The sequence below is a fragment of the Pristimantibacillus sp. Z349TD_6 genome, from assembly GCF_056173205.1.
Window position 1 is genome coordinate 3,919,895 of record NZ_CM149662.1, and the last position, 14,094, is coordinate 3,933,988.

Annotated in this window: 14 protein-coding genes; 1 reads left to right on the plus strand and 13 read right to left on the minus strand. The window is 41.0% G+C overall.

The genetic code is table 11. The features are described from left to right. Position 1: 1 nt before the first annotated feature. Both AC0VYE_RS16965 and AC0VYE_RS16970 read right to left on the minus strand, forming a co-directional pair. A complete protein-coding gene (locus AC0VYE_RS16965) occupies positions 2-187 on the minus strand; it encodes a hypothetical protein (protein ID WP_144376669.1) in 186 nt (61 codons plus the stop codon). Positions 188-368: 181 nt separating this feature from the next. Beyond that, positions 369-1,049 (minus strand): TetR/AcrR family transcriptional regulator, encoded by a 681-nt coding sequence (locus tag AC0VYE_RS16970; RefSeq protein WP_076266043.1) that lies wholly within the window; start codon positions 1,047-1,049, stop codon positions 369-371. Positions 1,050-1,188: 139 nt separating this feature from the next. Here AC0VYE_RS16970 and AC0VYE_RS16975 point away from each other — a divergent pair, with 139 nt between their 5' ends. Continuing rightward, the gene (locus AC0VYE_RS16975; RefSeq protein ID WP_475449356.1) at positions 1,189-2,541 is read left to right on the plus strand and encodes an MATE family efflux transporter; all 1,353 of its coding nucleotides are present in this window, start codon (positions 1,189-1,191) and stop codon (positions 2,539-2,541) included. Positions 2,542-2,654: 113 nt separating this feature from the next. Here AC0VYE_RS16975 and AC0VYE_RS16980 read toward each other — a convergent pair whose 3' ends face one another. From AC0VYE_RS16980 to AC0VYE_RS17030, 11 genes are all read right to left on the minus strand, one after another. Further along, a complete protein-coding gene (locus AC0VYE_RS16980; protein ID WP_076266041.1) occupies positions 2,655-3,422 on the minus strand; it encodes an ABC transporter permease in 768 nt (255 codons plus the stop codon). Continuing rightward, positions 3,423-4,184, minus strand: coding sequence for an ABC transporter ATP-binding protein (locus AC0VYE_RS16985; RefSeq protein ID WP_076266040.1), 762 nt, complete (start codon positions 4,182-4,184; stop codon positions 3,423-3,425). Positions 4,185-4,198: 14 nt separating this feature from the next. After that, positions 4,199-5,065 (minus strand): pentapeptide repeat-containing protein, encoded by an 867-nt coding sequence (locus AC0VYE_RS16990; RefSeq protein ID WP_475449358.1) that lies wholly within the window; start codon positions 5,063-5,065, stop codon positions 4,199-4,201. A gap of 13 nt (positions 5,066-5,078) precedes the next feature. Continuing rightward, positions 5,079-5,408 carry a PadR family transcriptional regulator gene (locus AC0VYE_RS16995; RefSeq protein WP_076266038.1) on the minus strand — a complete coding sequence of 110 codons (330 nt, stop codon included), beginning with the start codon at positions 5,406-5,408 and terminating at the stop codon, positions 5,079-5,081. Positions 5,409-5,701: 293 nt separating this feature from the next. Beyond that, entirely contained in the window at positions 5,702-7,045 is a 1,344-nt protein-coding gene (locus tag AC0VYE_RS17000; RefSeq protein WP_475449360.1) for an FAD-binding oxidoreductase, read from the minus strand. A gap of 258 nt (positions 7,046-7,303) precedes the next feature. Then, positions 7,304-7,933, minus strand: coding sequence for a class I SAM-dependent methyltransferase (locus AC0VYE_RS17005; protein ID WP_475449362.1), 630 nt, complete (start codon positions 7,931-7,933; stop codon positions 7,304-7,306). A gap of 47 nt (positions 7,934-7,980) precedes the next feature. Continuing rightward, a complete protein-coding gene (gene ppsA, locus AC0VYE_RS17010; protein WP_475449364.1) occupies positions 7,981-10,596 on the minus strand; it encodes a phosphoenolpyruvate synthase in 2,616 nt (871 codons plus the stop codon). A 416-nt stretch (positions 10,597-11,012) separates the two neighbouring features. Continuing rightward, on the minus strand, positions 11,013-11,612 hold the full coding sequence (locus tag AC0VYE_RS17015; RefSeq protein ID WP_076266034.1) for a dienelactone hydrolase family protein: 600 nt from the start codon (positions 11,610-11,612) through the stop codon (positions 11,013-11,015). A 17-nt stretch (positions 11,613-11,629) separates the two neighbouring features. Next, positions 11,630-12,412, minus strand: coding sequence for a (S)-benzoin forming benzil reductase (locus AC0VYE_RS17020; protein WP_475449366.1), 783 nt, complete (start codon positions 12,410-12,412; stop codon positions 11,630-11,632). Between the two features lie 748 nt (positions 12,413-13,160). Then, a complete protein-coding gene (locus AC0VYE_RS17025) occupies positions 13,161-13,475 on the minus strand; it encodes an ArsR/SmtB family transcription factor (protein WP_475449368.1) in 315 nt (104 codons plus the stop codon). Between the two features lie 92 nt (positions 13,476-13,567). After that, positions 13,568-14,047, minus strand: a complete 480-nt coding sequence (locus tag AC0VYE_RS17030) for an SRPBCC family protein (RefSeq protein ID WP_475449370.1) — start codon at positions 14,045-14,047, stop codon at positions 13,568-13,570. Between the last annotated feature and the right edge of the window lie 47 nt (positions 14,048-14,094).

Here is a 14,094-nt window from a genome sequence, read left to right on the forward strand (position 1 = left end):
ATTATTTCTTGTGCTTCAACTTTCTTTTAATATGAACACCGATTAAACCGATAATTATAAAGCATCCTCCCGTAACTATCATGCCGAGAAAATTAGTCAAAATTAAATCAGGTTTAGGACCATTTCCTACTGGACCAACTTTAGGTTTATAAGCATCAAAATAATAAAAAACAGCCATTAATGTCATTAGGGTACCTACTGATATATTAAATACTGATATCCACAGTTTATATTTATCTGGTTGTGTTATGAGTAAATAAATATTTTGGATGATTACGAAAGCCAAGAATATCCCTTTGTAGATCACCAATAAATTACCTTTCCTCAAAATGTAATCGTACCTATTAAAACCTAGCGTGTTTTACATACTACCTATCCTGTTCCTTTATCACCTGCTCAATCCCCTTCAGAATCAGCTGCATGCCGAATTCAAACGCTCCATCGGTCCCTATCAGATTGAATAGCCCATTTTTGTACATCCCTCGAAACATTCCCGCATCTGTCTCGCTCATGGAGTCCAGAAGACTGGTTATCTCTCCATCGCGTAGCCCTCCCTGCTCCTCTAGCATAGTGGATACAACGCGCTCATGCTGATAATTGTCCAAAACGAAGTAGAAGACATAGTTTACCAGCGTAAGCACGGCTTGTAATTTTTGCTCTTGCTCAAGTGGCGTCGATTCCATGCAGAGCAGCATTCGGTTGGTGAACCGGATCATGTCTGGTTCGTGTGGCAGCGTCAGCATCATGAGCTGCGTGGAGCAGGGATATCGTCTGAGCACACTCCGTACGGTTACCGCAAATTCTACTAGCTGCTCCCTCCAATCCCCCTCAGAGTGAAACTCCTCCAAAATGATCTTCGATACATAGTTGGCCAGGCGCTGATAGAGATTCTGCTTGCTCTTGAAATACCAGTACAGAGAGGGAGCCTGAATGCCCAGACGATCGGCCAAGCGTCGCATGCTGAATTTCTCAATGCCTTCCTCTCCAAGAAGCTCCCACGAGGTTTCCAAAATTTTATCCTCCGAAATCTGAGGCTGCTTTTTTTTCATTGGTATCCGTCCTTTTTATCTAACAGTGTAAGTTTTTGCTTTACAGGTTTATAGGTTCATGATATCATCTAACACTGTAAGACACAAACTAACGCTGTTAGATTGAAGGTCGAAATAAATAAAGAAAGTAGTGATACACATGGATACAGAAAACCTCCATTATTTTGAAAAAGCACCAGTCTCAAAAGCTGTAGCTCACTTCGCTGTACCGATGATGCTAGGCATGTCAATGAGTGTCATATACTCCATCTTGAATGCCTATTTCCTTGGTACACTCCACAATACAGCTATGTTGACTGCACTCGCACTCACCTTGCCGTTATTCGCGGCCATTATGGCACTAGGTAACTTGATTGGCATCGGTAGCGGTGCATTCATCTCTCGATTGCTGGGAGAGAAAAAATATGATGATGTTAAGCATGTGTCTTCATTCGCCTTTTACAGCAGTTTAGTTCTCGGTTTTATCGTGATGGCCGTTAGCCTCCCGTTGATTGATCAAATCGTTCATGGCCTCGGGGCAACGCCTGACTCCTTTGGATTTACAAAAGACTATGTCACGATTATGCTTATTGGTTCACCTATCGTCGTATTATTTTTCACGCTGGAGAATATTGTGCGCTCGGAAGGATCAGCTACCACGTCGATGATCGGTATGATTATCAGTGTTGTCGTAAATATTATTCTAGATGCGCTAGTCATCTTCGTTTTCCATTGGGACGTAATCGGCGTTGCGTCTGCTACAGTCATTTCTAATTTGGTTGCGAGTATATACTACGCCTTTCATATTAGATATAAAAGCCAATTTTTAACCATTTCGATAAAATGGTTTAAGGCTACCAAGGACATTCTAAGCAATGTATTCAAAATCGGAGTTCCCGTTTTTGTTATGAGTATCTTCATGGGGGCAATGTCGCTCATCTTTAACCATTTTCTTGTCGAATATGGGGAGCAAGCTATAGCGGGGTTCGGTATTTCATCGCGTTTGCTGCAATTTCCAGAGTTTATTTTGATGGGATTATGTGAGGGAGTCGTGCCAATGATTGCTTTCTCTTTTACAGCGAATAAATTACGCATGAAGCATACCATTACATTCACAATTAAAGTGGTTGTTGCGTTAGCAGTCGTGTTCGGTGTTATCGTCTATCTGATTTCCGACCATTTAATTGGTATATTTACGAATGACCCGCAATTAATTGAAATGGGCAGCTACATTCTGCATGTGACGTTCTTATCCTTGTTTATTACAGGAATGACCTCGTTGTTTACGGGAATTTTCCAAGCAACAGCGCAAGGAACCGCCGCGTTTATTATGTCAATTATTCAAGGAATTACTCTGATTCCTGTGTTGTTTATAGCTAATCGCTTGAATGGCTTTCATGGGGTGGTCTGGTCGCTTGTTATAGCGGATGCCGTCGCGTTCCTTGTTGGAGCCATCATGCTGTATGTCTTACGGAATAAATTGCAGCCGGATTTGGAAAGTCTAGTGCAATAGTAACGAATAATACGCATGAGGCAGGATAAGGGCACTCCTTGATCTTGCCTTTCTTCGAGTCAAATCGTAAATTAAACCCAGTACCGATACAGTACTGGGTCGCACTTCTTCATTTAAAACCGTTTTTTATAAACCCTCATCGCAAAGAAGTAAGCTACAAACAAGATCCCAACGCACCATGCAAGCGCAATCCACAGATCATTGCCCACCGGCTGGTTTGACAGCAACGCTCGAATGGCTTCAACGATGGAAGTTACCGGCTGGTTTTCGGCAAAGGCACGAACGACCGAAGGCATCGATTCGGTAGGCACAAATGCCGAGCTAATAAACGGAAGGAAGATGATCGGGTAGGAAAAAGCGCTTGCCCCATCCACCGATTTTGCCAACAATCCTGCAATGGCAGCGACCCAGGTTAATGCCAGCGTAAACAGCATGAGAATGCCAGCTACTGCTAGCCAGTCTAGTATCCCGGCCGAAGAACGAAAACCCATAATCAACGCTACGAGAATGATAACGACAACCGAGATAGCATTGGATACCAATGAGGTCAGCACATGCCCCCATAGTAAGGTAGAACGCGAAATCGGCATGGAATGAAACCGCTCGAAAATACCTCGCTGCACATCGGTAAACAGACGAAAAGCCGTGTAGGATATCCCGCTAGCAATCGCAATGAGCAGTATTCCGGGCAATAGATAATTAACGTAGTTATCCGTACCAGTTTGAATTGCACCGCCAAACACATAGACAAACAGCAGCATCATCGCAATCGGAGTGATGCAAACCGTGACGATGGTGTCCATACTGCGGGAAATATGGCGCATCGAACGTCCGAGCATAACACCCAAATCGTTAAAAAAATGTTTTTTTACCGTCTCCATTTATGCTCCCTCCTTCTTGCCAATAATGGAGAGGAATATCTCTTCCAATGTCGGCTGCTTCTCAATATACTCCACTTTCGTTGATGGAAACATCTTTTTTAGCTCCAAAAGCGTGCCGCTGGCGATGATTTTACCCTTGTGCAGAATAGCTATTCGGTCAGCGAGCTGTTCTGCCTCTTCCAAATACTGCGTAGTTAGAAATACCGTAGTGCCGCTGTCTGCAAGCTCCTTCACGATCTTCCAAACCTCGATGCGTGCCTCGGGATCAAGGCCAGTGGTCGGCTCGTCGAGGAAAATAACCTGCGGTTTCCCTACAAAGCTCAATGCGATGTCGAGCCTGCGGCGCATCCCACCCGAATAAGTAGATACCCTTCGGTTGGCGGCTTCTGTCAGGCCAAAGCGTTTAAGTAAGTCGTCCGCAACTTGCCGCGGATTACTCAGGTATCGTAGTTTGGCAATCATGATTAGGTTTTCTCGACCGGTCATTAGTTCGTCTACGGCGGCAAATTGTCCGGTTAAACTAATCGCCTGCCTCACATGATCAGGTTTGGTCGCCACATCGAATCCCTCAACGACGGCGGTACCACTGTCTTGTTTGAGCAGCGTGGTGAGGATTTTGACAACCGTCGTTTTACCTGCACCGTTTGAACCGAGCAGTGCAAATATACTGCCCTGTTCCACTTCGAAATCTACTCCCTGAAGGACGGCAAGCTCTTTGTAAGACTTTTGCAGACCTATAACTTGAATTGATTTCTTTTTCATGTTTTTTCCCCTCCTTATCGAACTGTAACCTTAGACAATTCGGCTCCCATGCCTTTAAGCGCAGCATAGGTAAGTTTATCCATGACTGCATCGTCAAAGCAGATGGTTTTAATGGAGCGGTAATACTTATTAGTCAAGGAAAAAAATGCTTGAAAAGAAACATTCTTGAGTGTAGCGCCCTTAAATGAAACTTCATTTATAGCAGACTTATCAAACTTAACGCCGATAAAGGTTTGCCCGTCAAGACATAGCCCACTCAGGTCACAATATTTGAAGTCCACGCCGTCAAAGATACAACCTTCAAAAATTGTTTTTTTAAGGTCGATCTTGTTTAGCGTAACGTCGGTCAGTTTTACACCTGTAAATTTTGCTCCTTCCATCCCCGAAATGCTGAAGTTGGTACGTACAAGGATCGATTTATTGAAGCTCGCATTGGAAAGATCATTGACAGATAGGGTACAGTCGGTCAGATTTGCACCGTTAAAATTGGCTTCACGTATGTCGCTGCTCTTAAATGTGCTTCCGGTCAAATCTGCACCTGCAAAGTCAGATCCGTGTAATGCACTCGAGGTGAAATTTCCTTTATGCGCAATAACACCTGCAAAGTCACTCTTTGGCAAATTGCTCGCGCTAAAGTTTGTCAGTACTTGCCTCTCCAGCGAGCGGGAGAGATTGGCGACTTCCAGTATCGTTTCCTCGATGTCGCCGATGCTCTCAATGGTCATATTAAACGCTGTTTCATCGTCTTTGCCCTCGGCTTTAAGTTCACGGTACCTCTCCTGTAAATCGGAGAGCAGGTCTGCTTTTAATTCGGTGACGCTTTTCACCCCATCGTATGGTGTAAAAACGTCGTTCAAATAATTCGTCAATTTCTGATTCATCACATCAAACCTCCTATAATAAGTTTTCAAGCACGCGTTTTGCATACTCCCAGTTGCTGTTGTTGCGGGCATAGGTTTCCTTGCCCTTCTCGGTAATTCTAAAATATTTGCGCCGTCCGCCCTGTGATTCATCGCCCCAATACCACTCGATATCACCGTCTGTCTCAAGACGTCTGACACTGGAATACATGGTCGCTTCTTTTAGTTCATACTCACCGCCTGAGCGCTCCGCAATCAATTTGACAATTTCGTATCCGTAGCGATCAGCTTCGGATAATAGTCGCAATATCATCGTATCGGTATGTCCGCGCAGCAGGTCGGATGTAATTTTGTTTTCACTCATTTAATCACCCCGCAACTGTATAATACGATATACTACTGTGACTGTCAAGGTACTATTTTAATCAAAATACTGTTCCTGTGATTTTTGAAGCTTGGAGAGGCAATATTGTGTGTTCTTAAGATAATGAATGCCTCTAGCCATATCGATAGCAGTTGTAAAATGAAAAATGAACCCAAGGCTCCCCTTGGGTTCACGCGATTAGTTGACTTGTGTGTCTTTGCAGCATGGCATGTGACATGGTACCCCCCCACAACTTAACTGTGTGAAAGTATCTTATTTCAATTCATTCTCATTCAAGCCGGTGGAATACTTTGAGGATTGTTGAACACATTATTTGGATCATACTTAGCTTTTACTCTACGCAGCCTAGGAAAGTTTTTACCATAATAAACAGGACCAGAACATTTGATGCCTTGGTCAGGGACATTGATATACGAGCCTACGATATATGGCTGCAGCTTATGCCTTGTGTTCCGTGCTAAGGCAATATTTTTAGCGGCATGAGATGGCTTAACCCATGAGCTGTTCCATTCGACATAAAATTGAGCCTTACGCCAGTAGAATGCTGTAGCTTTAGGTGCGATACGGCTTATGGCACCACCCCAGTTAAGGAAGAAGAAGCCGGCCGGAGTCCCTCCCTCAGCGTTTTCTAGAAACTCGCGCATAACTTTATAGGCCTTATCTGGAAAAGGACGTCTACCGAAGCCGCTGGAAAACTGGTTGCTGAACTTTTGTGTCAGCACTGGATCGGGAGCTAACAAAAACTTTGTAGCTTCAATATATGGCAACAATCGGATGGTTTTTTTCGTAGGCGTCCCCACGCTTAGAATAGGCTCTAATTGACGCAGGGCTTCCGTTTTAGATCCAAGAAACAGACCGAGCATGCTAACATTTCCACCTTTTTTGGGACCGACACTTAATTCGCTGCCCAATCTGGTGCTGGCATGAGGAGCCCAGACTTGCCATTTCTTTACGACTTTTTCGAACTGCTCCCATGGCCACGTAACGCTGAAGACGGTAGCTTTGGCTGGAGCACGCAGTACTTTGAATTTGTATTTTGTGTATACGCCAAAGTTACCGCCTCCTCCACCGCGGGAAGCCCATAGGAGATCGGAATTGCGTTTTTTGTTTGCCCGGATTACTCTTCCCTTAGCGTCAACCATTTCTACTCCAATTAGATTGTCGCTAATGAGGCCAGTCGTCCTTTGGAGTGGACCAATCCCTCCACCTAGTGTAATTCCGCCGATACCAACCGAGGGACTATCACCAAACGGTGCGATAAATCCTTGCTGTGCCAGTTTGTTTACGACTCTTCCTACCCGATTGCCCGACTCAACCACAACAGTTCTGCATTTTTTATTTAATTTGATTTTCTTCATTTCGCTAACATCGATGACAATGCCTCCGTTAACTTGAGAAAGGTTGGTCTCCAAGGCGTGTCGTCCACTTCTCGGGCGAATCGGAACATTATTTTTGCGAGCCCATCTTATAGCGTTTGCAACATCCTGTGTTCTTTGGGCAAAAACAAAAACTTTTGGAAATCTGTCGGTATGAGGATCCCAATTCTTACGAGCCGCTTCATAACCAGGGTTTCCCTTGAAAATCACTCGCCCCGTAAGTTTCGTTATTGATTTCATGTATCCAACTCCTTTGTTCATTTCTCCCGCAATTTAGACAGTTGCCATGTATCGTATGATAGGTGTAACCGGTTGGTATAGACTACTGCTGATAAAGTATATTTAAAGCAGATCTCGAATGATCATGGTTTTCATTATTTGTTACTTTACAAGTTGTTGCTGTTCTTGTTACTGTTCCAAACTAAAAACAGTGACAGTCATGGACCAATAAATAATGTCCTAGACTGTCACTGTTTGATTGAAAATACAAGATTATCATTACGATGTTTTCTTGCACTTTATAATTAAAAAATGGATTGGAGGTGCATTTTTTGTGTTCTTATTTGGCTCGTCAATTTCTGAAATCTCTACCAGTCCATATTTTTCAAAATCCTGTTTTATGGAGTCAGCATCATAAAAATACATTTTCACGCCTTCCATTATCTCGAAATAGTCTTTAGCCAATTGTTTACCCTTGCCAAACATCGGGGCTTTTTGTGAAACCGTTGTAAAAACCAAATATCCATTTGGCTTTAACTGATCATAACAATCTTGAATAAATTTTTCTCTCTCGCGATTATCCAATAAGTGAATAAGCGCATGACTGAATATACCATCATAGAGCTTGTTATCAAAGGGCATATCCGTTACTGAACCATGTAAAATACTAATATCAAGCCCGTTTTCCTTCGCCAAATCAATCGCTGTTTTTGAAATTTCTATACCTGTTACCTTTATTCCATTGTCAATAAAAACCTTTGCATTTCTGCCATAACCAATACCTGGTATCAGTATGTCCTTAACATTCTTTTCAAGGAAAAAGTCCTTTGTTACGATTGCGGAGTCTGTAGGTTCAAATCCCCACATCGTTTGTTTTTCTATAAAACTTGATTCCCAAAATTCCGTCATATCTCTATCTCCTTTATGTCTTAAATTAAATATTATCTTGCTAGCCATTACAAGATCTCGATATACCCTTCAGTTCCATGCACTCGTATTCGTTGTCCATCTTTTATCAAAGTGGTAGCATTCTCCACCCCAACTACTGCTGGTAAGCCATACTCACGCGCGATAACTGCCCCATGGGTCATCAGCCCACCAACTTCGGTAACTAGACCTTTAATGGATACAAACAAAGGTGTCCAGCCAGGATCAGTAAAGGAGGTGACTAAAATATCTCCATCTTCTAAGTCAGCATCCTCCATACTTAAGATAACACGTGCTCGTCCCTCGATTACTCCAGAAGAAACAGGCAGACCTGCAATAGCGTCGGTTGGGAGATTTTCCCGTTCATACTTCCCTGCAATGATTTCGCCATCAGAAGTAATAACACGTGGGGGAGTCAGTTTTTCATATCGTTTATATTCGTCTTTTCGATTGTTGATGATCTGGTAATCCAGTGAATTTGTGGCTACGACATCGCGAAATTCTTCAAAAGTAAGATAGTATACATCATCTTTTTCATGAATAATGCCTGCTTGTACGAGCTGTTCGGCTTCATTCAATAAAGCTTGCTTATATACGAAATATCGACTAATCATACCGTATTTTGGATATTCACGATACCCGCTGAAATTTTGGATTAAGCTGATCATTTGTTTGGTCTCTGCGGCTTTTTGATTACCATCCGGTAATTGTTTTAATCGGTCTAATAACTCTTGTTCTTTTTCCAAAGCTTCCTGTCGCCCTTGCTCGAATTTTCGATTGCCAGCATTAGGCTCAAAGTTTTTGATGTTGGCTAGAATCATCGAGACAAGTGTAATTGGTTTTTCACTCCAACGAGTTTTAGTCATATCGATTTCACCGGCACATCGCATCCCATATTTGTCGAGATAAGCAGAGATAGCGTCTTGAGTCTCCTTCCCACCGTTAAGCTTAACCAGATCATCCAAAAAGTTATCTTCTTTTACATGTTGCAAATAATCAATTACTTCTGGATAAGGACGAATCACATCAGCGACATCCATTAGCGCCAGACCCATTGTCGAAGTAATATTGTTTGGTACAGATTGCGAAAGCGTATCTGCTGCATTTTTTTCACCTAACCACTTGTTCATTTTTTCATTAATCCATGATGAAGCATCCATCCCAGTCATAATAACAGCCGAACTTTGTGGGTTAAATAGCGTTTTCTTTAATTGCTGGATATCTTCTAAAATATAATCAAATAAATCTGATCCTGATTTCGTTTGGATGTTTTGTTTTAACTCTTCTATCGATGTTTGACTACTTTTAATTAAATCAGTAACGATTGTCGGGTTATTTTTGATTTGTGCTTGAATATCAGAAAACGTCTTAGCTTTACTGCTTTTAATGGGACTGGGTACTTGTTTAACATCAGGAGTTGATTTTATAAAATCTTCTCGCTCTACGATAGTCATAAGCGCGTCTTTTATGAGGGGATCGGATTTTCCCAAGGCATCTATTACAATATTGCTACTGACAGGGGAAGCCAGGCTATGTGTGATATCAACAAACAATCTTCCACCAGCTGTTCTCATGGTTGCTGGGGTCGTTAACAGGTAGAAAGACAGTCCTAGTGGTTTCATGGGGTCGGTCATCATTTGTTGATGACCAACTGATACATAGACATGATTTTCTTTATCATTCACTTCAGGGATCGGGTATAACGTTGTGATTGGACGACTCTGTACAATATAAAATGTATCATGGGCCAAACACCATTCAATATCTTGTGGACAACCAAAATAAGCTTCGATCTGTCTTCCAATGAGTGCCAATCGTAAAATTTGTTGTTCAGTAAGTGTTTGTGTATCCTGTAGATTAGGATCAATTTGCTTTGTCTCTGTTCCTCCTTCTTTTAATCCATAGATAGCGACTTTTTTGGTTGCTATCCTTTTGTTGACGATTTCCCCTCCCTGTACGATATAACAATCGGCAGAAACTAGGCCAGAAACCAACGCTTCTCCAAGTCCAAAGCTGGCATCGATGGAGAGCAGCTTTCGGTTAGAGCTGATCGGATCAGCAGTAAATAAAATGCCCGAAGCCTGTGGGAAAACCATCCTTTGAACGATAACGGATAAATAAATTTGACTGTGGTCAAATCCATTTTGCATACGGTAGATTACCGCGCGATCCGTAAATAGAGATGCCCAACATTTACCGATATACTGAATGATTGCTTCTTTGCCGATGATATTTAAATAGGTGTCATGCTGTCCAGCAAAAGAAGCATGTGGTAAATCTTCAGCAGTCGCACTAGAACGTACGGCATAAGCATGTTCATCACCAAATTGTGAGAGATAGTGAGTAATTGCATTCACAACTTCAGAAGGGATTTCTACCTCCATAATGATTTGTCGAATCTTTCTGCTGATTTCACCAATCTGGTCTCGATCTACTATTTTTAACGTTGTCAGTTGATCCAACAATGCATGGTACGTTTCGTTATGCTCGAAGGCTCTTTGATAAACTTCAGTTGTAACGCAAAATCCCTCTGGTACTTGAATTTCTTCGATTTTTGATAATTCCCCTAAATTCAACCCTTTTCCTCCAACGAGTGAAAATTGCGTTTTTTCCATTTCCTGAAAACCGAGAACTAAAGTACTCATTCAATATCTCCCCTATCCAATAAACTGAGAAAAAGATTTGACAAGAGCTTGCCAGCGTGATAAAATAAAATTGTAAGATGTAACATTTATGTTCATATTTCTTTTGAAAGACGTGAAATGATTATATCATCGTGCTTGTTTATATGCAAATGTTTAGAACCTGATTAAATTATCGAGGTTCTTTTTTGATTCCCTCTAACATCATCGCATTAAAATCAGAGTTCGTGCCGAGCTCCGTCACTTCATATCACCTTCGGGTCCTAATAGGATATGAATTGTTCTCTTCCACTCTATCGTCCCAATAATAAAAAAGTTATTGTAAAATTACCGATGATAGCCCTCTTAAAGTTAAACTTCGATATCAGGCAGCTATAAAATCACATACAAACAACCAAGTGTATTGCTTCCTATCAAAATCATTCTATGTTATGGAAAAAGCCTGCCATCTCAGAAAAGGCCATTTGTGCGGATTGTTCATTGTATTTGCTAGAATACGGGTCACTGAAGCCGTGTTGTCCGCTGAATTTATGGATTTCATTCGCATCGTTTTTACTTAAAATCGAAATTAAATCATCTACATGAAATGACAATTCTTCTTGTGGGAAAAATAGTATCGTTGGACATTTAGGCAATAATTTCGTGTAGTTTCTAATGCGTGAACCATAGTATGCTGCTATCCCATCAACCTCCGGTTCCTCTGAACATAACCATGCAGTTGTTGCTCCTACGCTAAATCCAGCAAGAAAAACTTTTTTATAATTAGCCCTCTTGTCGGATACGAGATGCTTAATTTGGTTCGAAGCCTTAATAAAGCCTACATTTTCTACGAAATGACGATATGCAGTTTCCTCTTCGGCATAATCGTAAGGTACTTCTTGTTCCAAAAGATTTGGACAAATAACATCAAAATCGTGATCCGCTAGTGATTGACAAATATGTTGCATATGACGGTTAATGCCATAGATTTCATGAATGACTATGATTAAAGTTTCAGAACCGTTAATTATGCTAATCATTATTTCAGCCGCCTTTGTTAATTGTTTTTGTTTGGAGTGTCAACATATTGTTGAAGCTTCGAATAGTCATAAATATCAACGATAGCGTCATGTTCAAAATGCTCTGTAAACAAAAACGCTATTATTTGTTGTGCGGTTTCTTCTGGTGTCGTCAGCATGCCGGCATCTTTGGCCATTCCGAATAGCTGTGCAGACGGGAAGGTAGCTTGGTCTTGAGTTCTTGCTTCCTTTTGCAAATTGGTATCAATCATTCCAGGCCATATTGAAATAATACCGACTGGTGCTTGGGTGTGGCTTTGTTCAAGACCGACACATTGAGTGAATACGTCCAAACCTGCTTTGGAAGCCGAATAAAGACTCATGCCAGGGTGGTGATGTTTGGCTGATGAGGATGATATATTTAAAATGCGCTTATTGCCTAAAAAGTCTTTCGTATGCTTCATAAATGTAGAAGCCAGTAAAATAGGTGCGAGCAGATTAACATGAATATTTCCTGTGATTTCGTTAACAGCAGCTGAATCCATAAATGCAACAGGAGCTATCATAGAAGCATTGTTTATGAGATAAACCCCATTGGCTCTTGACAGATCAATTTCTGAAAAAATCCGAATCATTAACGCCTCGATTTGATCAATGTCGTGTAAATCAAATTCCAAATAGGTTATGTTCTTGCTTTTGTTTGTTAACGAATGATTTCTTTCGCGTGAAATACAAAATAAATAGTGCTCTGATGAGATAAGTTGCTTTGCAATAGCTTGTCCAATTCCTCTTGATGTGCCGGTTATTATAAAATAGTTCATAAATACGCGCCTCCAATATTAAAGTTTTGAATTAGGAATTCAAAGATACCTTTTAATCAACTTCATCTAAATTAATATTTAATGCTATGGTCTTACTTTCACCATTAATCGAAAATATGGTTTCAGTGTAAAGAAATTGATCTTCAGGTGTAATATTAGATATTTGGTCCCTCCGCTATCTCATTCTGTAGCCTGAATATTATCAACTTTAATCAAATTTGTAAATATTGGATCATTTAGAAAATTAGAAAATAATATTTGGTTTTGTTTCCGAATAAAATGATCATTTGAACGATAGCTTATCGGTTAATAATTCTCGATACTTACTCGTATTTTTCTTATCTAGTTCAATTCCAACGCTCCATTACTGGGAACAGAAAGCCGCTTAGAATTCCGGGTACGCAGTAGAAGTAATTCCATTCTAATTGGCCGACACAGAGGGAATAAATCATTGTGGAAATCATCAACCCGGTAAATGCGTGAGCAAGCATGGACGAAATTAATCTCCTTTTCTTAATTCTGAGTAACAGTTAGTACCCTGTCATTTTTCTCTCTCTATTCTTTAAAGATAAAAAAATAAGCAGCCCGTCGAAGCGTCTGCTCATCCAAAATTATCATTGTTCTTAGCTATCCGTTAGTTCAATAAGAATCGATTTTCGAATCTTTGTCTTCTTCTATGGTGTAACACAGAAAAAGCCAGGATAATCTCCTGACTTTATCATGGTTAATGTAAGTTTTAATCGAGTATCTATTCTTTCTCTTGGTCAAGGAATGACTGGAGATCGTCAAGCTTGCCGGACCAGAAATGACGATATGACTCCAGCCACCTATCGACTTCTTGAAGCGGCTCTGGGCGTAAGGAATAGATGTTTTTTTGGGATACAGATCGTACCTCTACCAATCCAGCTTCACGCAATACTCTTAGATGCTTAGAAACGCCCGGTTGACTCAATTGACAATTATCTACAAGTTCTCCAACTGATCGCTCGCGAATGCGCAATAGATCCAGCATAGACCGTCTGTGCGGTTCCGACAAAACTTCAAATATATTATTACTCATCATTTGATCCTCTCTACTCGAATGCGCAATAGACAATGGATTTTAATTTGATGTTCTAATCGCTCCAAGAGCATCAGTATTGTCTTCCATACAACTCAATTCATTATCGAAGCATATTTCTTGTGCAAGTCTTTAAATCGATCCAAAGGGTAGTCGACATGCTTTTCATGAAGAATCATATCAATCATGTCTAGATGCACATGCCAGCCTGCCAGAAAATCAGCAACTTCAGCGGACTCGTAAAACGTATGAGTCAGATGAAGATGGCATCCTTTATCATCGTCATGCAGCTCCCATCGAACCACTGATTCTCCTGAAGACTTCTCTATCCAAGTGTACTCGAGCTCATTTGGGGGATTGACCATAGTGAACTTTCCATGAACCAGATCCCCATTCTCCCAACGAAATGTAATCTTTCCGTTAACAATCAGATCAAATTCAGCATGCGCAGTTAACCAATTGGCAATCTGATTGGGACTTGTTATCGCTCTCCATACTTTTTCTATCGGATGATTCAGAAAACGCTCGAACCGAACTACACTTCTTCCTTCATATTGTAGAAGTTTACCGTCCATTCAATCCCCTCCAGAGTTATAATTACCATATTATATTATATACATTA

Excerpts from the sequence above, each read along its gene's own strand:
- AC0VYE_RS16975 (WP_475449356.1), top strand. The coding sequence starts at position 1,189 with ATGGATACAGAAAACCTCCATTATTTTGAAAAAGCACCAGTCTCAAAA.
- AC0VYE_RS16985 (WP_076266040.1), bottom strand. The coding sequence starts at position 4,184 with ATGAAAAAGAAATCAATTCAAGTTATAGGTCTGCAAAAGTCTTACAAA.
- AC0VYE_RS17020 (WP_475449366.1), bottom strand. The coding sequence starts at position 12,412 with ATGAACTATTTTATAATAACCGGCACATCAAGAGGAATTGGACAAGCT.
- AC0VYE_RS16990 (WP_475449358.1), bottom strand. The coding sequence starts at position 5,065 with ATGAATCAGAAATTGACGAATTATTTGAACGACGTTTTTACACCATAC.
- AC0VYE_RS17000 (WP_475449360.1), bottom strand. The coding sequence starts at position 7,045 with ATGAAATCAATAACGAAACTTACGGGGCGAGTGATTTTCAAGGGAAAC.
- AC0VYE_RS16995 (WP_076266038.1), bottom strand. The coding sequence starts at position 5,408 with ATGAGTGAAAACAAAATTACATCCGACCTGCTGCGCGGACATACCGAT.
- AC0VYE_RS16965 (WP_144376669.1), bottom strand. The coding sequence starts at position 187 with ATGACATTAATGGCTGTTTTTTATTATTTTGATGCTTATAAACCTAAA.
- AC0VYE_RS16980 (WP_076266041.1), bottom strand. The coding sequence starts at position 3,422 with ATGGAGACGGTAAAAAAACATTTTTTTAACGATTTGGGTGTTATGCTC.
- AC0VYE_RS17005 (WP_475449362.1), bottom strand. The coding sequence starts at position 7,933 with ATGACGGAATTTTGGGAATCAAGTTTTATAGAAAAACAAACGATGTGG.
- ppsA (WP_475449364.1), bottom strand. The coding sequence starts at position 10,596 with ATGAGTACTTTAGTTCTCGGTTTTCAGGAAATGGAAAAAACGCAATTT.
- AC0VYE_RS17015 (WP_076266034.1), bottom strand. The coding sequence starts at position 11,612 with ATGATTAGCATAATTAACGGTTCTGAAACTTTAATCATAGTCATTCAT.
- AC0VYE_RS16970 (WP_076266043.1), bottom strand. The coding sequence starts at position 1,049 with ATGAAAAAAAAGCAGCCTCAGATTTCGGAGGATAAAATTTTGGAAACC.
- AC0VYE_RS17030 (WP_475449370.1), bottom strand. The coding sequence starts at position 14,047 with ATGGACGGTAAACTTCTACAATATGAAGGAAGAAGTGTAGTTCGGTTC.
- AC0VYE_RS17025 (WP_475449368.1), bottom strand. The coding sequence starts at position 13,475 with ATGATGAGTAATAATATATTTGAAGTTTTGTCGGAACCGCACAGACGG.